The sequence below is a fragment of the Lawsonibacter celer genome (assembly GCF_014281125.1).
In the GTDB taxonomy this organism is placed as follows: domain Bacteria; phylum Bacillota; class Clostridia; order Oscillospirales; family Oscillospiraceae; genus Lawsonibacter_B; species Lawsonibacter_B celer.
In genome coordinates, this window is sequence record NZ_JACOEA010000001.1 from 58,513 (window position 1) to 77,133 (window position 18,621).

Consider the following 18,621-nt stretch of genomic DNA (forward strand, 5'->3'; position numbering starts at 1 on the left):
GTGGTATCGCAGAAGCAAACGCTTTTGTCCCAGGAAGGGGACAAAAGCGTTTTTTGTTTCAGCCCCGGCCCCCCGGCAAGGGACCGGCTCCATCTGCCGCCTGAATTTATTTGAATTGGAGGAATCCCAAATGAAACTGCACAGCATGAAGAAAGTCATCTCCCTGGCCGCTGCCGCGGCCCTCACCCTGTCCCTGGCCGCCTGTTCCGGAGGAACCCAAGGCGGCAGCGCCAATAGCCCCGCCCCCGGTAGCGCTTCTCCCGTGCAGACCGGCACCGACAGCCCTGAGGGTACGGTGTACAAGGTGGGGATCTGCAACTATGTGGACGACGCGTCCTTGAACCAGATTGTCGAGAATATCCAGAGCCAGTTGGAGGCGATCGGCGCGGAAAGGGGTGTGCGATTTGAGGTTTCTTACGATAACTGCAATGCCGACTCCACTGTGATGAACCAGATCATCGCCAACTTTATCGCCGACGAGGTGGATCTGATGATCGGCGTGGCCACCCCGGTGGCCGTGGCCATGCAGACCGCCACCGAGGACAATCAGATCCCCGTGGTGTTCTCCGCCGTGTCCGATCCGGTGGGCTCCGGCCTGGTGGCGTCCCTGGAGGCGCCCGGCGCCAACATCACCGGAACCTCCGACTACCTGGACACCAACTCTATTATGAACCTGATCTTTGCCGCGGATCCGGATGCGTCCAAGATCGGCCTGCTCTATGACCAGGGTCAGGATTCCTCCACCACCCCCATCGCCCACGCCAAGGAGTACCTGGAGGCCAACAACATCGCGTACGTAGAGCGCACCGGCACCACCACCGACGAGGTCATGCTGGCCGCCCAGGCCCTGGTGGCGGACGGCGTGGACGCGGTGTTCACCCCCACCGACAACACCATTATGACGGCCGAGCTGTCCATCTACGAGACCTTTATTGAGGCGGGCATCCCCCATTATACCGGCGCGGACTCCTTCGCCCTGAACGGCGCCTTCCTGGGTTATGGCGTGGACTACGCCAACCTGGGTGTGGAGACCGCCAACATGGTGGCAGACATGCTGGTGGACGGTACCGACCCCGCCGCAACCCCTGTCATGACCTTTGACAACGGCACCGCCACGGTGAACAGCGAGACCTGCGAGGCCCTGGGGCTGGATTACAGCGTCATTGAGCAGACCTTTGCCCCTCTGTGCACCAAGGTGCAGTCCATTACCACGGCCGAGAGCTTCAGCGATCTGGAGAACAGCTGAGGGCTGTCCGGAAAAACGATTGGGGACAGGGAGCGGCGCTCCCTGTCCCCCTACCTGCGAGGAGGAAGCTGTTTATGGATCTGTCTACCGTCCTGTCCCTGGGACAGACCGCGCTGGAACTGGGGCTGATCTGCGCGCTCACAGTGCTGGCGCTTTTCCTGAGCTATTCCATGCTCAACGTCTGCGATCTGTCCACCGACGGCTGCTTTACCCTGGGTGCTACGGTGGGCGCGGTGGTGGCCCTGGCGGGGCATCCGCTTCTGTCCATCCCGGCGGCCATGGCGGCGGGAATCTGCTCCGGCTTTGTGACCGCCCTGCTCCAGACCCGGATGGGGGTGGACAGCCTTTTGGCCGGCATTATTGTCAACACCGCCCTCTACTCCATCAACATTGCGGTCATGGGCGGTTCGTCCCTGCTGAACATGAACAAGACGGACACCGTGTTTACCATGATGAAGGACCTGCTCTCCGGCACTCCCCTGGCCGGGCAGTATAAGCTGGTGGTGGCCCTGATCGCCGTGGCGGCCGTGGTGGCGATTTTGGTCCTCTTTCTGAATACCCGGCTGGGCCTTTCGATTCGGGCCACCGGCGATAACCCGGATATGGTGCGGGCCTCCTCCATCAACACGGTGTTCACCACCACCGTGGGCCTGTGTGTGGCCAACGCCTTCACCGGCCTGTCCGGCTGCCTGCTGGCCCAGTCCCAGAAATCGGCGGAGATCAACATCGGCACCGGCATGGTCACCATCGCCCTAGCTTCCCTGCTCATCGGGCGTACCATCCTGGGGAAGGGGAGCATCCTCCGCCGGGCCGTGGGTGTGGTGCTGGGTTCCTTTGTGTTCCGTCTGGTGTACACGATTGCCCTGCGGTTCAATATGCCCGCTTTTATGCTCAAGCTCGTGTCCTCTGTGATTGTGATCGCGGCCATCTCCGGCCCCTATCTGAAGCGCCGGTGGCCCATGATCCGCCGGCGCCTGGCCCACGGCTCCGGCCGGGCTGTGAAAGGGGGGCGCTGAGCCATGCTGAAGCTCTCCCATATTTCCAAGACATTTAACCCCGGCACGGTCAATGAGAAGAAAGCGCTCACTGACCTGAGCCTCCATCTGCGCCAGGGGGATTTCGTCACCATTATCGGTTCCAACGGGGCGGGCAAGTCCACCCTGTTCAACGCCGTGGCGGGCAGCTTTTTCACCGACGCGGGCTCCATTGAGCTGGGCGGGCGGGACATCACTTTCCAGCCGGAGTTCAAGCGGGCGCGGGTCATCGGCCGCCTGTTCCAGGACCCCATGCGGGGCAGCGCCCCCGGAATGACCATTGAGGAGAACCTGGCCCTGGCCGCGGGGAGCGGCGGCTGGTTTTCCCATATGACCAAGCGGGACCGGGAGCGCTTTCGGGACCGGCTGGCCCTGCTGGAGATGGGGCTGGAGGACCGGATGCGCCAGCCGGTGGGGCTGCTCTCCGGCGGCCAGCGGCAGGCGCTGACCCTGCTGATGGCCACCATGGTGCCCCCGCAGCTGCTGCTGCTGGATGAGCACACCGCCGCCCTGGACCCGGGCACGGCGGAGAAGGTGCTGAAGATCACCCGGCAGATTGTGGAGGAGAACCGCATTACCACCATGATGGTCACCCACAATATGAAGCAGGCCCTGGACCTGGGTAACCGCACCCTGATGATGGATTCCGGCAAGATCGTGCTGGATGTGAGCGGAGAAGAGCGGGCCGGCATGACGGTGGACGACCTGCTGGAGCGCTTTCGGGCTGGCGCTGGCAAGGTCCTGGACAACGACCGTATTCTGCTCTCGGATTAAAAAAGGCGCCGGGCCGGCTGGCCCGGCGCCTTTTGGAGTTCTGCCCACTTGTAAAACCAGCGGGTTTGTGAGACAATAACAAATATAGAAAAGAAGCGATTTGCCTGCGGGCAAAAAAGGCGGCGGTGGAATAGAACCCATACACATACAGCTTTACAGCTCTCAATGCGGCCGGAATGAATTTTATCTGCGGCGGATTGACGAGACGGCACGGCGGCTGGGTCTGGAGTACTGCCTGGAACAGGTGACTGACGAGGCGGCGCTGGAGGAGCGGGGAATTGACCTGGACTGCCTGAAGGGCTACTGCCCGGGCTGCAGACAGAAACACGCCCCCCGGCCGGGGCGCGAGCCGGATGCGGTGTACGCGCCTGCCCTGGCAATCAACGGAGAAATCGTGTTCAGCGACTACCCGCCGGACGACAGGGGACTGGAGAAGCTGCTGGAGCGCTGGGCGCCCGGCGTCGCCGGAAGCGCCCTGTAAAAGCCGCCGCGCACAGGGGCCGCATCTGCGGGCTGAGTAATCTGAATCAGGAGTTTTACGCCTTATGACAGATTTATTTGAAAAATCCATTCGAATTCTGGAGCTGCCCCGGGTGCTGGAGCGCCTGGCCGAGCAGGCGGCGACCCAGGAGGGCAAGGAGCGCTGCATGGCCCTGCGGCCCCTGACCGACCCGGACGACGTGCGCCGGGCCCAGGCGGAGACCACCGCGGCGGCGGAGATGATGACCCTGCGGGGCAGCCCCTCTTTTTCCGGCGTCCGGCCGGTGGCGGCCGCCCTACAGCGGGCGGATATGGGGGGCGCGCTCAACACTCGGGAGCTGCTGGATATTGCCGCCGTGCTGCGCGCGGCCCGCTCGGCCAAGGAATACGGCGAAGGGGATAAGCAGACCTGTATCGACCACCTGTTCCGCTCCCTGACTGGAAAGCGCGCTTTGGAGGAGAAGATCACCGGCTCCATCGTAGGGGAGGAGGAGATTGCGGACGCGGCCAGCCCGGAGCTTGCCTCCATCCGGCGGCATATCCGGGCCACCGCGGCCAAGGTGCGGGAGGTATTGCAGCGGCTGCTCTCCTCCAACCAGTCCAAGTACCTTCAGGAGGCCATCATTACCCAGCGCAACGACCGCTTTGTGGTGCCCGTGAAGTCGGAGCACAAGAACGACGTGCCAGGCCTGGTTCACGACGTGTCCTCCTCCGGCTCAACCTTCTTTATTGAGCCCATGGGAGTGGTGAAGGCCAATAACGAGCTCAAGGAGCTCCAGTCCAAGGAGGAAAAGGAGATCGAGCGCATCCTGGCCGCCCTCTCCGCCGAGTGTGCCGCCCACAAGGAGGACATCCGACAGAACTACGACCTGCTTATTTTTTTGGACGTCATCTTTGCCCGGGCCAAGCTCTCCTACCGGATGCGGGCCTGCGAGCCCAAGATCGTCTCCCGGGGGATTGTGCTCCAGAAGGCCCGCCACCCCCTGCTGGACCCGGACAGGGCGGTGGCCAACGACCTGATGCTGGGGGAGGGCTTTGACACGCTGGTGATCACCGGTCCCAACACCGGCGGCAAGACGGTCACCCTCAAGACCATCGGCCTGCTCACCCTCATGGCCCAGTGCGGCCTGCACATCCCCGTGGACGGGGACAGCCGGATCACCGTGTTCCGCCGGGTGCTGGCCGACATCGGGGACGAGCAGTCCATTGCTCAGAGCCTGTCCACCTTCTCCTCCCACATGGTGAACATTGTGGGGATTCTGGGCGAGGCGGACGAGCATACCCTCATCCTCTTTGACGAGCTGGGGGCGGGCACCGACCCGGTGGAGGGGGCCGCCCTGGCCGCGGCCATCATTGAGTCTGCGCGGGAGCTGGGGGCCCTGGTGGCCGCCACCACCCACTATGCCGAGCTGAAGGTATACGCCATGACCACTCCGGGGGTGGAGAACGCCTCCTGCGAGTTCAATGTGGACACCCTGGCGCCCACCTACCGCCTGCTCATCGGCATTCCCGGCAAGTCCAACGCCTTTGCCATCTCGGAGCGGCTGGGCCTGCCCAAGTATATTATCCAGAAGGCCGCCGCCCGGATTGACGCGGAGAACATCCGCTTTGAGGATGTGCTCACCCAGCTGAACGAGCAGCGCCAGGAGATGGAGCGGGAGAAGGAGGCGGCCGCGCGCCTGCGCCGGGAGATGGAGGAGTCGGCCAAGCTCTCCCGGGAGTACAAGGCCAGAATTGAGGCCGAGCGGGCCAAAGCGGTGGAGAAGGCCCAGGCGGAGGCCCGGGCCATCCTCAATGAGGCCCGCAGCACCGCGGACCAGGTGTTTCAGGAGCTCAACGACATGCGCCGCCGCCAGCGCAGGGAGGAGGACTGGCAGGCGGTCAACGACGCACGGGCCGCCCTGCGGGGGACCCTCAACCGGGCGGAGGACAAGCTGGGCGCCCGGCCGGAGGAGCCCGCGCCGCCCCCCACCCGCCCGGCGCAGGCGGGGGACACGGTGGAGCTGGTGCGCATGGGCACCCAGGCCACGGTGATCGCGGTGAACAAGGACGGTTCTTTGCAGCTGCAGGCGGGCATTCTGAATATCAGCGCCAAGCAGGACGAGGTGCGCGTGGTGGAAGGGGAGACCCAGAAGTCAGCCAGGCAGGCGGTCCGCCGGGCGGAGCACAAGCTGCGCAGCCTGGGCGCCTCTCCGGAGGTGGATCTGCGGGGCATGATGACCGACGAGGCCATCGGCGTGCTGGACCTGTTCCTGGACAACGCGGTGATGGGCAAGCTCAACGAGGTGCGTATCATCCACGGCAAGGGGACCGGTGCGGTGCGCAGGGCGGTGCGGGAGCACCTCAAGCGCAGCCGTTATATCAAATCTTTCCGCCCCGGCCGCTACGGCGAGGGAGAGGACGGCGTAACCATCGCGGAGCTGAAATAGCGCCGCCAAATGTCCGCGCATTGTGGACTTTGGCTTCCGGGGAATTGCATGTCACCGTCAATCCAAACAGTTTCAACGGCGTAATTTGTTTATTTTGTCATTGACGGTTTGCCACAAATTTGATATTCTATACACGAAGTATGCGAACGCATCTTGGGGGGAAACGCTATGTATATGAAAGAGGCAGTCGTGAACAACCAGGTCGGCCTGCACGCAAGACCGGCTACCTTCTTTATCCAGAAGGCCAATGAGTTTAAAAGCTCGATCTGGGTGGAGAAGGATGAGCGGAGAGTGAATGCCAAGAGCCTTTTGGGTGTGCTTTCCCTAGGCATCGTGAAGGGTACCTCTATTAACCTGATTGCAGACGGCCCCGATGAGAAGGAGGCCGTGGAGGCGCTCATCGAACTGATTTCCACGAACTTCTCCGAGTAATGATTTTCATTCCTGCGAGAGAAAAAAGCGCTGCATATGCGGCGCTTTTTTTGCGCGCTGAAAAATGGCGGCATGCCCTTGACAAGCGGCGTTTTTATGGTAAAATAGGTCGGTGATCGAACAAAGGATACTGGCTTTGACGAGAAAAGCCGGAAGCACGCGGCCAACAGCGAGGGGGAGCGGGTGTAAGCCCCCGGCAGACGCGGTTCCGGCAGCCGCCTCTGAGCCGCCTGTGACGAGCAGGCCGAGCCGTCCCCGTTACCGGACGCAATGAGAAGCGCCCTTTGACCGGGCGCAATCAGGGTGGTACCGCGGAGTATACGCTTCGCCCCTGGCTGGGGGCGGGGCGTTTTTTCTGCACACGGGCGCGAAAGACCCCCGCAGACAGCGAAAAACGATTTTTAAATGAGATGGAGGTCGATTCCCATGAAGAACCCCAAGCCTTACGGCTTAAATGAGCTGCGCGAGATGTTCCTGTCCTTTTTTGAGACTAAGGGCCATCTGCGCCTGCCCAGCTTTTCCCTGATCCCCCAGAACGACGCGTCCCTGCTGCTGATCAACTCCGGCATGGCGCCCATGAAGCCCTGGTTCACCGGGGAGCAGGAGCCCCCCCGCCGCCGGGTGTGTACCTGCCAGAAGTGTATCCGCACCGGCGACATTGAAAACATCGGCCACACCGCCCGCCACGGCACCTATTTTGAGATGCTGGGCAACTTCTCCTTCGGGGATTATTTCAAGAAGGAGGCCATTGCCTGGTCCTGGGAGTTCCTGACCAGCCCGGAGTGGGTGGGGCTGGACCCGGACCGGCTGTATCCCTCGGTCTATCAGGACGACGACGAGGCCTTCGAGATCTGGAACAAGCAGATCGGCATCCCTGCCGAGCGTATCTTCCGCTTCGGCAAGGAGGACAACTTCTGGGAGCACGGCTCCGGTCCCTGCGGCCCCTGCTCCGAGATCTACTATGACCGTGGCCCCGAGTACGGCTGCGGCAAGCCCGGATGTACGGTGGGCTGCGACTGCGACCGCTATATGGAGGTCTGGAACAACGTCTTTTCCCAATTCGACAACGACGGGGAGGGGCACTACACCGAGCTCAAGCAGAAGAACATCGACACCGGTATGGGGCTGGAGCGGCTGGCCTGCGTGTGTCAGGGTGTGGACTCCCTCTTTGATGTGGACACGGTGATGAACATCACCAATAAGGTCACCGAGATCACCGGCGCCAGCTACGGGCAGAGCCGGGAGAAGGACGTCTCCCTGCGGGTGATCACCGACCATATCCGCTCGTCCACCTTTATGATCTGCGACGGCGTGCTCCCCTCCAACGAGGGCCGGGGCTACGTGCTGCGCCGACTGCTGCGCCGGGCCGCCCGCCACGGCAAGCTCCTTGGAGTCAATGAGCCCTTCCTCTATCAGGTGTGCGACACTGTGATCCATGAGAACGAGGGCCACTATCCCGAGCTGCGGGAGCGGCAGGACTATATCACCAAGGTCATCCGGGTGGAGGAGGAGAACTTCGCCAAAACCATCGACGGCGGACTGAAGATCTTTAACGAAATGCTCGAGGACCACAAGGCCAAAGGGGAAAAGACATTCTCCGGCGCCGACGCCTTCAAGCTATACGACACCTACGGCTTTCCCATCGACCTGACATTGGAGATGGTGGCTGAGCAGGGCATGAAGCTGGACGAGAAGGAGTTCCACAAGCAGATGGAGGAACAGCGCCAGCGGGCCCGCAAGGCGCGGGAGGCTCTGGGCGACTTGGGCTGGGCCGGTGTGGAGTTCGGCAAGGAGGTCCCGGCCAGCGAGTTTGTAGGCTATGACCACACGACATTCGAGGGCGCCAAGGTGGTGGCCCTGGTGGTGGAGAACGAGCAGGCGGAGGAGCTGATGCCCGGCGTGGAGGGCATCGTGGTGCTGGACAAGACCCCCTTCTACGCCGAGATGGGCGGCCAGACCGCCGACCACGGCGTGATCACGGCCGACGGGGTGAGCTTTACCGTCACCGATGTGCAGAAGAACAAGGGCGGCAAGTATATGCACTACGGCAAGCTGACCCAGGGCGTGCTCAAACTGGGGGATACCGTTTCCGCCGCAATTGACACCACCCGCCGCAAGGCCGTCATGCGTGCCCACTCCGCCACCCACCTGCTGGACAAGGCCCTGCGCGCCGTGCTGGGTGACCACGTCCACCAGGCGGGCAGCCTGGTGGAGCCGGACCGCCTGCGCTTCGACTTCACCCACTTCTCCGCCATGACGCCCGAGGAGCTGGGCAAGGTGTCCAGCGAGGTCAACCGGGCCATTCTGGAGGGCTATGACATCCACACCGACGTGCTGCCCATTGAAGAGGCCAAGAAGAAGGGCGCCATCGCCCTCTTTGGCGAGAAGTACGGCGACACGGTCCGGGTGGTGGACATGGGCGAGGGCTATTCCGTGGAGTTCTGCGGCGGCACCCATCTGGACAACACCGCCAAGGTGGGCGTGTTCCACATCTCCAGCGAGTTCTCCGTGGCCTCCGGCGTCCGCCGCATCGAGGCCACCACGGGCAGAGCGTCACTGGAGCTTATGAGCCGGAACCAGGAGATGCTGTTCCAGGCCGCCGCCGCGCTGAAGGCCAAGCCCAGCGAGCTGCGGGAGCGGGCCGAGGCCGTCATGGGCGAGGTCAAGCAGCTGCACCAGATGGTGGAGAAGTTCAAGGCCAAGGACGCCCTGGGTGAAGCCGAGCGCATTATGTTCGGCGCCCATGAGGTGGGCGGGCTGAAGGTGCTCACCGCCACGGTCCCGGATGCGGATGCGGCCCGACTGCGTACAATGGGCGATATGCTGCGGGACAAGGACCCCAAGGTGGTGGCGGTCCTGGCTGCCGTCAATGGCGGGAAGATCACCTTCCTGGCCGTCTGCGGCAAGGAGGCCGTGGGCAAGGGCATTAAGGCGGGCGATATCATTAAGCAGGTCTCCGCCATCGCCGGCGGCTCCGGCGGCGGCAAGCCCGACTCCGCCATGGGCGGCGGGAAGGACCCCCTGATGGTGGATAACGCCCTGGCCATGGTGGACAACTTTGTGTCCATGAAGCTGAAGGGCTGAGCCCGGCTGTCAGGCGTTTATAAGAGAGAAAACTGAAGAACCGCCGCCCGGAGCACTGCTCCGGGCGGCGGTTCTTTTCTGCCTAACGCCGGCCCTTGAGCCGTTTGAGCACGACCCGGGCCTTTTTATAGAGATAGCGCAGCCGGGCCAGACGGAGGCCCCGGGCATGGTCCCGCCCGATGTGCGCCCGGAAGGCCAGCGGGTCCTGCTCATAGCGCAGGCAGCGGCGGCGAAAACAGGGAAACTGCCAGAGGAAGATCAGCTGATACCACAAGCGGCTGACGGGGTCGTCCTCCTGCTTCCAATAGGCGTTGAACTGCTCCGCCATGGGTGCGTAGAGGATGGAGTCCATTTCCTCCCGGGTCAGGCGCCCCTGTTCCACCGCCATGGGCACAATGTCCGTGCCGGGGAGAAAATTCAGCCCGTGAAGCTGAAGCTCATAACGGCCCTCCAGCCGCTTGACCAGCTCATAGGTCTCGCGCATGGTGTCCGCCGTCTCAAAGGGGTGCTGGAGCATGAAGTCATAGTTGGCCCAGAATACGTCGGACTGGCGGATGGTCCGGGTTGACTGTACGATATCCTCATTGGTCTCATAGCGGTGAAAGACCTCCCGGCGGATCGAGGAGGAGCCGGACTGGATCCCCATGATGACCTCCACCAATCCCACCCGGACCAGCTTGCGGAGCACCTGGGCGTCCACCATTTTGGGATGGGACCAGATGCTGAAGGGCAGGCCGATCCGAGCCCGGTACTTGTCCACAAACTCGTCCACCCAGCCGGGGAGGTTGGGGAAAATCTCGTCGTAGAAGTGGATGAAGGCGATGGAGCGGCACGCCCGCCGGGCCTCCTCCAGCTCCTGGATGACGCTCTCCACTGAGCGGGTGCGCACCGGGTGCACCCCGGCGGGATACAGCCGCCGCAGGTTGACACAGCTGCAATAGGAGCAGGTGAAGGGGCAGCCCCGGGAGGCGATCACCTCGTAGCTGAGAGCGCCCAGCTGGGGGTCGCCCTCGGTCAGCCTGCCCTCGTCAATGAGGCAGGCGTTAGGACTGTTGACCGTGGGCAGGCCGTAGCGGTCCAGGTCGTTGTCTAGGCAGCCCACCGGGTTGATGCGGACGGCGTCCCCCTCCAGATAGCACAGGGAGGGGATGCTCTCCAACTGGCGGCCCTCCCGCAGGGCGTCCGCCAGCTGCACGACAGGCCCCTCGCCGTCCAGCCGGATGACGTAGGGTACGCCCCGGCGGAGGAAATACTCCGGCTCCAGGGAGGCGTAGGCCCCGCCGCAGGCCACCGGACCCAGGTCCTTCTCCCCCAGAGCGTCCAGCACCGCGCACACGCTGTCCAGGTACATGGAGCTCATCACCGACAGGCCGATGAGCATGGGTTTCTCCCGACGGACGCGCCGGCAGAGCAGTTCCAGCTCCTCCGCCGTGGCGGGGGAGGGGGCGCGGCTGTTGAAGCGTTTAAAAAAGACGGTCGCCACCCGGTACCCCGCCCGGGTGAGCGCCGATTCCAAATACCGCACCCCCAATGCCTTGACATTGTAAAAGGCGACCAGCACCACGGTGCCCTTTTCTCCCTGTGCCATCCGTGTACCTCCAGAATTTATAGTATACTCTATTGTTGAAAATAATAATTATAGTATATACTCTGGGAGGAATAATATCAATAGTCTGTTTCAAATAAACTTTACTATTTTTAGACTGTGTTATGAGGTGAGTTTATGAGCCAAATCACACAGACGATTGGTATCCGCCTGCGGCAGCAGCGCAGCCGGCGGGGCTATAGCCAGGAGCGGCTGGCCGAGCTGGCGGGACTGCACCCCACCTATATCGGACAGATTGAGCGGGGAGAAAAGAACCTTACTGTGGAGAGCCTGTCCAAGATCACTCAGGCGCTTGGGGTGCCCATGTCTCAGCTGCTGGAAAAAATTGATGGCCAGGAGGGGGCGGACAGCTATGCCCTGCGGGCCTATGAGCTGTTCTGCGCCCTGGCCGAGCCGAGGCAGAAAGAGCTCTATCAGATTCTGTCGGCCGTGGGCCGGTATGGGGAAAAAGGGGAATGACAAAGGCTTTTTTCTGTGTTATACTATAAAAAATCCCATGGGATAAGGAGGAAGGTTCCAAATGCCTGATTGTCTCTTCTGCAGGATTATCGCCGGGGAGATTCCGTCCAAAAAGGTGTATGAGGACGAGCAGTGTTATGCCTTTTATGACATCGACCCCCAGGCGCCCACCCATTTCCTGGTGGTGCCCAAGGCTCATATTCAGTCCGCCGCCGCCATTACGGCGGAGAACGAGGCCGTGGTGGGCCATATCTTCACCGTGATCGCCCGGCTGGCCGGGGAGCTGGGCTTTGCCGGCCGGGGCTACCGGGTGGTCTCTAACATCGGGGAGCAGGGCCAGCAGACGGTGCCCCACCTGCACTTCCATGTGCTGGCGGGCCGGGATATGACCTGGCCGCCCGGCTGAGCCGATGGAACGCCTGACTGTAATGCGCCTGCCCCGCCTTCTGGCGGGGCTTGCCGCCTTTTTGGGGCTGTGCGGCCTGGCGCTGGTGCGGCTTTGGGCCGTGCTGGGCGGGCATGTAAGAGGTAAGGCGATGCTGGCGGCGGCGGCTCTGCTGGCCGCCCTGGCGGTGTTCCTCTTTGTGCGCCTGCGCCTGACGCGCCTGCTCCCGGCTTTTTCGTGGAAGACAGCTCTCACGGGGGCGGCCGCCTTTGCCCTGGGCGCCTGGCTGGACACCAGCTACGCCATGTTCTCCTCCACCGGTTTGCTCATTGACGCCTGGCCCTTCCGGCTGGCCTGCCATGCAGGCAGCGGCCTGGTACTGGCCTTTCTTGTGCTGAGCCTTCTCCGGGCGGCGGAGGCCTTCCGGGGCGTGGGCCGCGGCTGCGGCCGGACCATGCTGGTCCTGGCCCTCGTGGTCAATGTGACGGCCGCCCTGTACTTCACTGGCAGCGCCACCATCCACTACTGGGACGCCACTATCTACTGGAACTCCAGCGCCATGCTGGCACAGCAGCCGCTGGACCAGGCGCTGCTGCGCCTGGTCCTGGAGAGCGTCATTACTCAGGAGTACAACTACCTGCTGGCCTTTCCCATCTCCCTGGTGATGCGGCTGCTGGGGACGGGGCGGTATGTGTACCTGTTCTCCATCGTCAACCTGTACGTGCTGCCCGCCCTCTGGGGTATGTGCGTGCTGGCCCGGCGGCGGAAGGGTGGGGGTGTGCTGCTCTTCCTGCTCACCCCCATGCTGCTGTACACCGGCCTGGTGGGCTTTTCCGACGTGGCCGCCGCCGGGGCGGGCATCTGGGCCTTTGCCCTCTATACCGATGAGGAGCGGCCGGCTGCGGCCCGGGGTATCCTGGCCGGTGCGCTGCTGGCCCTGACCTTCCTGCTGCGGCGCTATTTCTTCTTTTTCGCCGTCTCCTTCGGCGGGGCGGCCCTGCTGGCCCTGGTCCCGCGGCGGCGGGATGGGAGGGCATTTCTGGCACTGTTCGCCTCGGCTGCGGGGTGCGGGGTGTTTTTCGCCCAGAGCTTTCTGGTGGAAAAAGTGCTGGGGGCCAATTACGGGGACGTGTATTCCGCCTATGACCAGGGGCGGCGGGTGGACGTGATGATGCTGGCCCGCTACTTCGGAGTGGTCCTGATGGCCGCCGCCCTGGTGGGCGTGATCTTCCTGCTCCTGCGCCGGCGGGAGGCCCGATGCGGGGCGCTGCTGGCCCTGTGCCAGCCGGTGCTCAGCCTGCTGCTCTTCACCCGGGTGCAGTCCCATGGGCAGCAGCATCTGCTGCTCTATCTGCCCGCCCTGTGCTGGGTGTTTGCCCGGGTGCTGGCTGAACTGCCCCCGGCCCGGCCGGCGGCGGTGTGTGCCTGGGGCCTGGCGGTGGTGACTACGGCCAGCTCCCTGTTGCCCCGGGTGCAGCCCTCCAGCCCGCAGGAGATCCAGACCCCCTCGCCGCTGCCCTCCTTCACCTATATGCCGCCCCGCCGGGGGGACATCGCCCAGCTGGTGTCCCTGCGCACCTATGTGGACGGACTGTCGGCGCAGGCACCGAAGACCGCGGCCATTGTCTCCTCGTCCTTTACTTTTAATTCCAGCATCTATGACAACACCCTGCGCTCTATGAATATCCCGGAGCCGAAGGGGCCGGAGACCCAGATCATCTATATGGCCTCGGTGGACAAGCGGGACGGCTTCTCCTGGAACATCCTGACCGCCGACTATCTGGTGGTGGGCGACCCGGTTCAGACCCACTTGGGGGAGGAGAACCAGCAGATCGTGGCCTTGGTGGCCCACGCGGTGCTGGACGGCACGGGACTGGGCACCGCCTATCGCCCCCTGGACACGGAATTTCACCTGGACGGGGGCGTGCGTGTGCGGATCTATGAGCGTACCCGTGCCATTACGGCGGAGGAATACCGGGACATCTCCGCTCAGCTGACCGCCCGCTATCCCGACTATTCCGCCCTCTATCAGGCCCCGGCCTGGACGGCGGAGGGCCGGGAGTGACGTTTGAGGGGCCGCGGCATCTGCCGCGGCCCCTATTTTTTTGCCCAGAAGGGGAACCTTTTGCCCGCTCAACGCATCTTTTAGGTGTCCGGACAAGAAAAAAGAGGTGAGATGTATGGAGATCAGCGTTGGCCTGGAGGCCAGCGGACCGCGGGAGAGGTTCATTCAGGCGGTGGAGGAGAACAGCCGCGCCATGTTTCGGGCCGCTCGGGCCGTTTTGGACAGCGACGCCGACGCGGAGGACGCGGTGGGCGAGGCTGTCCTGCGGGCCTGGCAGTCCTGGGACCGCCTGCGGGCCCGGGGAGCGGTCCGCGCCTGGCTGCTGAAGATTGCGGTCAACTGCGCCTATGAGCAGCGGCGAAAGACCGGCCGGGTGGACTGCACGGATCAGCTGGAGGCGCCGGCGCCTTTCCCCAATCTGGACGCCCGCTGTGACCTCTGGACGGCGTTGACTCGGCTGCCCCGGGACCAGAGGGCGGTGGTGGTGCTCTTCTATTACGAGGACATGACCGAGGAACAGATCGCCTCTCTCCTGGCGGTGCCAAGGGGCACCGTAAAGTCCCGGCTCTCCCGGGCCAGGGAGCATCTGCGACGCTTACTGCGTGAGGAGGAAACGTGATGAATCCATTGGATGAAAAAATCAGGGAGCGGGCCCGCAGGGAGGACTGTCCGGTTCCGGAGGGCTTTGACCGCCGGCTTCAGGCCCGGCTGGCGGCCCTGCCTGAGCAGAAGCGGGTCCGACCCCGCCGTCTGTACCGGGGCCTGATTGCCGCCGCTGCGGCGGCGGCCCTCTGTGTGGCCGGGGTGGCTGCGGGCCCCAAACTTGTGCGGCTGGCAGAGCAGGGGGTGGAGGGCTTCCACAACCTCGCCCGGCAGGTGGAGCCCCAGCCCTTTTCGGCGGAAGTGGGCGCTTCGGTCACCGACAAGGGCTATACCCTGAAGGTAGAGGGCATTGGGGTGGACGACGCCTTTCTCACCCTGTACTACACCGTTACCGGCGAGGCGCCCATCCCTGTGCAGGACGGGGATCCCCAGCTCCTCGCCCTGGACCTTAGGGCTGAGGGGGAAGAGCTGGAATTCTGGGACTACGATTTGGTGACTCAGCTGGAGGATGAGCACACCCTACGGGTGGTCCAGCGGTGCCCGGTGCTGGCCGCCCTCCCCGACCAGGTGGAGCTGGAGATCTATTCCCAGGAGTTGTTCTGGCGGGTGACCGGCGACTGGAGCCTGGCCCTGACGGTGGACAAGAGCGAGCCAGCGGCCAAGAGCCTGGTAGCCGAGCCCAAGACCGTCATCTCGGCGGAGGGCCGGAAGGTCATCGTGGATAAGGTGGTGGTGGCCCCCTCCGGCGGGGGGATCGTCCTCACCGAGGCGGGGGACTGCCCGCCTCTGGAGCATTTTGTTCTGCGGGATGACCAAGGCAACGTTCTGCCCACAAAGCGGTATGGCACGGTATCCCGCCCCATTCTGCCCATCTCCAACTTTATTGAGTTCTACGGCGGGCGGACCGACATGGAGTCCATTACCCTCATCCCTTGGATAGCGGACGGGGAGAGCCACCGGGTAAGCGGGGGTTTGGATGACCTGCCTCTCACCGATGAGGGGGCGGACAACGGCTACACCCTCCTCTCACTGGAGGTGGGGCCCACCCAGTCGACGGCCACCTTCCAGTCCTCCGGGATCTTGGGGGAGAGTGATGTTTACAACCCTGAATTTAACCTCCTGGACAGGGAGGGGGAGCTGGCCGATCTGGGGAGAACGTATCTGGAGCGGACCCGGGAGGTGGACACCGGCCTGTGGACCGTAACTCTCTCCTACCCCGAGGCGGGGGCAGATCAAGTGGCTCAGATCGCCGGTGTGTCCTTTTGGCAGCCCAACTGCATGCTTCTGGAGGACCAGGCGGTGACCATCCCCCTGACCGAATAAGGAAGAGAAAAGGCTCCGTTCGTTTGAACGGAGCCTTTTTACACAACTTTCCCTCCAGCCGTTGCAATTTCAGGAGATTTCATATATAATATTACGGAATTTGCAAGATTGACGGCGGGAGCTCCGGCCGTGTATGAACTTACGAGGAAGTGCAGTTAATGAAGTACGATTTCGCAGCCATTGAGCCCAAGTGGCAGAAAAAGTGGATGGAGGAGAAGACCTTCCACTGCGAAAACCACAGTGACAAGCCAAAATTCTATGCTCTGGTGGAGTTCCCCTATCCCTCCGGACAGGGGCTCCACGTGGGCCATGCCCGGCCCTACACCGCCATGGATGTGGTGGCCCGCAAGCGCCGCATGGACGGCTACAATGTGCTCTTCCCCATGGGCTACGACGCCTTCGGTCTGCCCACGGAGAATTACGCCATTAAAAACCACATCCATCCGGCCAAGGTGACCCACGACAACATCGCCAACTTCACCAAGCAGCTGCAGATGCTGGGTTACTCCTTCGACTGGGATCGGGTGATCAACACCACCGACCCCGGCTACTACAAGTGGACCCAGTGGATCTTCCTCCAGCTCTACAAGCACGGCCTGGCCTATAAGACCACCATGCCCGTGAACTGGTGCACCTCCTGCAAGTGCGTGCTGGCCAATGAGGAAGTGGTGGAGGGCGTGTGCGAGCGCTGCGGCTCTCCGGTCATCCGCAAGGAGAAGAGCCAGTGGATGCTCAAGATCACCGAGTATGCCCAGCGGCTCATCGACGATCTGGACGGCCTGGACTTCATCGAACGGGTCAAGACCCAGCAGAAGAACTGGATCGGCCGCTCCACCGGCGCGGAGGTCACCTTCAAGGCCACCACCGGGGACGACATTGTGGTATTCACCACCCGGCCGGACACCCTGTTCGGCGCCACTTATATGGTCATCTCGCCGGAGCACGCTTATGTCAAGCAGTGGGCGGACCGTCTGGCCAATCTGGCCGAGGTGGAGGACTATGTGGCCGCTGCGGCCCGCAAGAGCGATTTTGAGCGCACCGAGCTGGCCGCAGACAAGGAAAAGACCGGCGTCATGCTCCAGGGCGTGCGGGCGGTCAATCCGGTCAATGGGAAGGAAATCCCCATCTTTATCTCGGACTATGTGCTCTCCTCCTACGGCACGGGCGCCATCATGGCCGTGCCCGCCCACGATACCCGCGACTGGGCCTTTGCCAAGAAGTTCGGCCTGCCCATTGTGGAAGTGGTCCAGGGCGGAAACGTGGAGGAAGAGGCTTTTACCCTCAAGGACGATACGGGCATTATGGTCAACTCTGGTTTCCTGAACGGCCTGACGGTGAAGCAGGCCATTCCCGCCATGAAGAAATGGCTCGCCGAGCAGGGCCTGGGCCATGAGAAGATCAACTATAAGCTGCGGGACTGGGTGTTCTCCCGCCAGCGCTATTGGGGCGAGCCCATCCCCATGATCTGGTGTGACAAGTGCGGCTGGCAGCCTTTGAGCGAGGATCAGCTGCCCCTGTTGCTGCCCGAGGTGGACTCCTATGAGCCCACGGACGACGGAGAGTCCCCCATCTCTAAGATGACCGATTGGGTGAATACCACCTGCCCCTGCTGCGGCGGCCCGGCCCGGCGGGAGACCGACACCATGCCCCAGTGGGCGGGCTCGTCCTGGTATTTCCTGCGCTATATGGACCCCCACAACGACAAGGCACTGGCCTCCAGGGAAGCGTTGGACTACTGGTCCCCGGTGGACTGGTACAACGGCGGTATGGAGCACACCACCCTGCACCTGCTCTACAGCCGCTTCTGGCACAAGTTCCTCTACGACATCGGTGTGGTCCCCACCAAGGAGCCCTATCAGAAGCGTACTTCCCACGGCATGATCCTGGGCGAGGGCGGGGAAAAGATGAGCAAATCCAGGGGCAATGTCATCAACCCCAACGACGTGGTGGCCCAGTACGGGGCGGATACCATGCGCCTATATATCATGTTTATCGGCGACTTTGAGAAGGCCGCTGCCTGGAGCGATAACGCGGTCAAGGGCTGCAAGCGGTTCCTGGACCGGGTGTGGAACCTCTCCGGGCAGCTCACGGAGGGAGAGGCGTGCTCCCCAGCCAATGAGAGCGCGGTCCACAAGGCCATCAAAAAGGTGTCCTCTGACATTGAGGCCATGAAGTTCAATACCGCCATCGCGGCGCTGATGGCTCTGGTCAACGACTTCTACACCAACGGCTGCTCCCGGGGCGACTATGAGGCGCTGCTGCTGATGCTCTCCCCCTTCGCCCCCCACATGGTGGAGGAGCTGTGGGAGCGCCTGGGCTTTGCGGGTTCAAAGGGCGGCATGGCCTGTCAGCAGGCCTGGCCCGCCTATGACGAGAGCAAGACCATCGACGCCGAGGTGCAAATGGCGGTCCAGATCGGCGGCAAGCTGCGCGCCACCATCACCGTGCCCCTGGACAGCGAGCAGACGGAAGTGGTGGCCGAGGCCATGAAGGACCCTAAGGTTCAGAAGTTTACGGAGGGCATGGAGATTTTCAAGGTGATTCTGGTTAAAAATAAATTGGTCAATTTGATCGTAAAGCCCAAGAAATAATCTGGAATCAAAATGTTCTCTTGACAAGGCTTTAAATTGTGCATATAATAATACTGTTAAAGCCATATCTATGTGGCCCTTTGGCGGTGGTGATCCGCCGCTTCGGAGGG

The 18,621-nt window shown here is 62.8% G+C and carries 14 protein-coding genes and 1 other annotated feature (1 of these 15 only partly in view); of the genes, 13 read left to right on the forward strand and 1 reads right to left on the reverse strand.

Annotated features, from left to right (window positions below):
• Positions 1-35, forward strand: a binding site (T-box leader); it begins 213 nt to the left of the window's first position.
• 95 nt (positions 36-130) lie between these two features.
• From H9Q75_RS00275 to alaS, 7 genes are all read left to right on the forward strand, one after another.
• A complete protein-coding gene (locus tag H9Q75_RS00275) occupies positions 131-1,246 on the forward strand; it encodes an ABC transporter substrate-binding protein (RefSeq protein ID WP_243200626.1) in 1,116 nt (371 codons plus the stop codon).
• Positions 1,247-1,320: 74 nt separating this feature from the next.
• On the forward strand, positions 1,321-2,262 hold the full coding sequence (locus H9Q75_RS00280; RefSeq protein ID WP_186564176.1) for an ABC transporter permease: 942 nt from the start codon (positions 1,321-1,323) through the stop codon (positions 2,260-2,262).
• Between the two features lie 3 nt (positions 2,263-2,265).
• Positions 2,266-3,054 carry an ABC transporter ATP-binding protein gene (locus H9Q75_RS00285; protein WP_186564177.1) on the forward strand — a complete coding sequence of 263 codons (789 nt, stop codon included), beginning with the start codon at positions 2,266-2,268 and terminating at the stop codon, positions 3,052-3,054.
• 100 nt (positions 3,055-3,154) lie between these two features.
• Positions 3,155-3,535, forward strand: coding sequence for a hypothetical protein (locus H9Q75_RS00290; RefSeq protein ID WP_186564178.1), 381 nt, complete (start codon positions 3,155-3,157; stop codon positions 3,533-3,535).
• A 64-nt stretch (positions 3,536-3,599) separates the two neighbouring features.
• Entirely contained in the window at positions 3,600-5,963 is a 2,364-nt protein-coding gene (locus H9Q75_RS00295; RefSeq protein WP_186564179.1) for an endonuclease MutS2, read from the forward strand.
• Positions 5,964-6,131: 168 nt separating this feature from the next.
• Entirely contained in the window at positions 6,132-6,395 is a 264-nt protein-coding gene (locus H9Q75_RS00300; RefSeq protein WP_186564180.1) for an HPr family phosphocarrier protein, read from the forward strand.
• Between the two features lie 426 nt (positions 6,396-6,821).
• Positions 6,822-9,479 (forward strand): alanine--tRNA ligase, encoded by a 2,658-nt coding sequence (gene alaS / locus H9Q75_RS00305; protein WP_186564181.1) that lies wholly within the window; start codon positions 6,822-6,824, stop codon positions 9,477-9,479.
• An 82-nt stretch (positions 9,480-9,561) separates the two neighbouring features.
• Here alaS and H9Q75_RS00310 read toward each other — a convergent pair whose 3' ends face one another.
• Positions 9,562-11,067, reverse strand: a complete 1,506-nt coding sequence (locus H9Q75_RS00310; protein WP_186564182.1) for a B12-binding domain-containing radical SAM protein — start codon at positions 11,065-11,067, stop codon at positions 9,562-9,564.
• Between the two features lie 135 nt (positions 11,068-11,202).
• On the opposite strand from H9Q75_RS00310, the gene H9Q75_RS00315 reads away from it, so the two are divergent.
• The 6 genes from H9Q75_RS00315 (at position 11,203) to leuS (ending at position 18,511) form a co-directional block, all read left to right on the forward strand.
• Positions 11,203-11,544 (forward strand): helix-turn-helix domain-containing protein, encoded by a 342-nt coding sequence (locus H9Q75_RS00315; RefSeq protein ID WP_186564183.1) that lies wholly within the window; start codon positions 11,203-11,205, stop codon positions 11,542-11,544.
• Between the two features lie 61 nt (positions 11,545-11,605).
• Complete coding sequence (locus H9Q75_RS00320) at positions 11,606-11,950, forward strand: histidine triad nucleotide-binding protein (protein WP_186564184.1); 345 nt, start codon at positions 11,606-11,608, stop codon at positions 11,948-11,950.
• 4 nt (positions 11,951-11,954) lie between these two features.
• Positions 11,955-13,994 (forward strand): hypothetical protein, encoded by a 2,040-nt coding sequence (locus tag H9Q75_RS00325; protein WP_243200627.1) that lies wholly within the window; start codon positions 11,955-11,957, stop codon positions 13,992-13,994.
• Positions 13,995-14,109: 115 nt separating this feature from the next.
• Positions 14,110-14,613, forward strand: a complete 504-nt coding sequence (locus H9Q75_RS00330; protein WP_186564185.1) for an RNA polymerase sigma factor — start codon at positions 14,110-14,112, stop codon at positions 14,611-14,613.
• Complete coding sequence (locus H9Q75_RS00335; protein WP_186564186.1) at positions 14,613-15,920, forward strand: DUF4179 domain-containing protein; 1,308 nt, start codon at positions 14,613-14,615, stop codon at positions 15,918-15,920. Before H9Q75_RS00330 ends, H9Q75_RS00335 begins: the two co-directional genes overlap by 1 nt.
• Before the next feature lie 158 nt (positions 15,921-16,078).
• Positions 16,079-18,511, forward strand: a complete 2,433-nt coding sequence (gene leuS / locus H9Q75_RS00340) for a leucine--tRNA ligase (protein WP_186564187.1) — start codon at positions 16,079-16,081, stop codon at positions 18,509-18,511.
• Positions 18,512-18,621 lie beyond the last annotated feature (110 nt).

What these genes read in the sequence shown, in the direction of transcription:
- H9Q75_RS00280 (WP_186564176.1), top strand. Translation starts at nt 1,321, where the DNA reads ATGGATCTGTCTACCGTCCTGTCCCTGGGACAGACCGCGCTGGAACTG.
- H9Q75_RS00320 (WP_186564184.1), top strand. Translation starts at nt 11,606, where the DNA reads ATGCCTGATTGTCTCTTCTGCAGGATTATCGCCGGGGAGATTCCGTCC.
- alaS (WP_186564181.1), top strand. Translation starts at nt 6,822, where the DNA reads ATGAAGAACCCCAAGCCTTACGGCTTAAATGAGCTGCGCGAGATGTTC.
- H9Q75_RS00310 (WP_186564182.1), bottom strand. Translation starts at nt 11,067, where the DNA reads ATGGCACAGGGAGAAAAGGGCACCGTGGTGCTGGTCGCCTTTTACAAT.
- H9Q75_RS00335 (WP_186564186.1), top strand. Translation starts at nt 14,613, where the DNA reads ATGAATCCATTGGATGAAAAAATCAGGGAGCGGGCCCGCAGGGAGGAC.
- H9Q75_RS00330 (WP_186564185.1), top strand. Translation starts at nt 14,110, where the DNA reads ATGGAGATCAGCGTTGGCCTGGAGGCCAGCGGACCGCGGGAGAGGTTC.
- leuS (WP_186564187.1), top strand. Translation starts at nt 16,079, where the DNA reads ATGAAGTACGATTTCGCAGCCATTGAGCCCAAGTGGCAGAAAAAGTGG.
- H9Q75_RS00300 (WP_186564180.1), top strand. Translation starts at nt 6,132, where the DNA reads ATGTATATGAAAGAGGCAGTCGTGAACAACCAGGTCGGCCTGCACGCA.
- H9Q75_RS00315 (WP_186564183.1), top strand. Translation starts at nt 11,203, where the DNA reads ATGAGCCAAATCACACAGACGATTGGTATCCGCCTGCGGCAGCAGCGC.
- H9Q75_RS00275 (WP_243200626.1), top strand. Translation starts at nt 131, where the DNA reads ATGAAACTGCACAGCATGAAGAAAGTCATCTCCCTGGCCGCTGCCGCG.
- H9Q75_RS00285 (WP_186564177.1), top strand. Translation starts at nt 2,266, where the DNA reads ATGCTGAAGCTCTCCCATATTTCCAAGACATTTAACCCCGGCACGGTC.
- H9Q75_RS00325 (WP_243200627.1), top strand. Translation starts at nt 11,955, where the DNA reads ATGGAACGCCTGACTGTAATGCGCCTGCCCCGCCTTCTGGCGGGGCTT.
- H9Q75_RS00295 (WP_186564179.1), top strand. Translation starts at nt 3,600, where the DNA reads ATGACAGATTTATTTGAAAAATCCATTCGAATTCTGGAGCTGCCCCGG.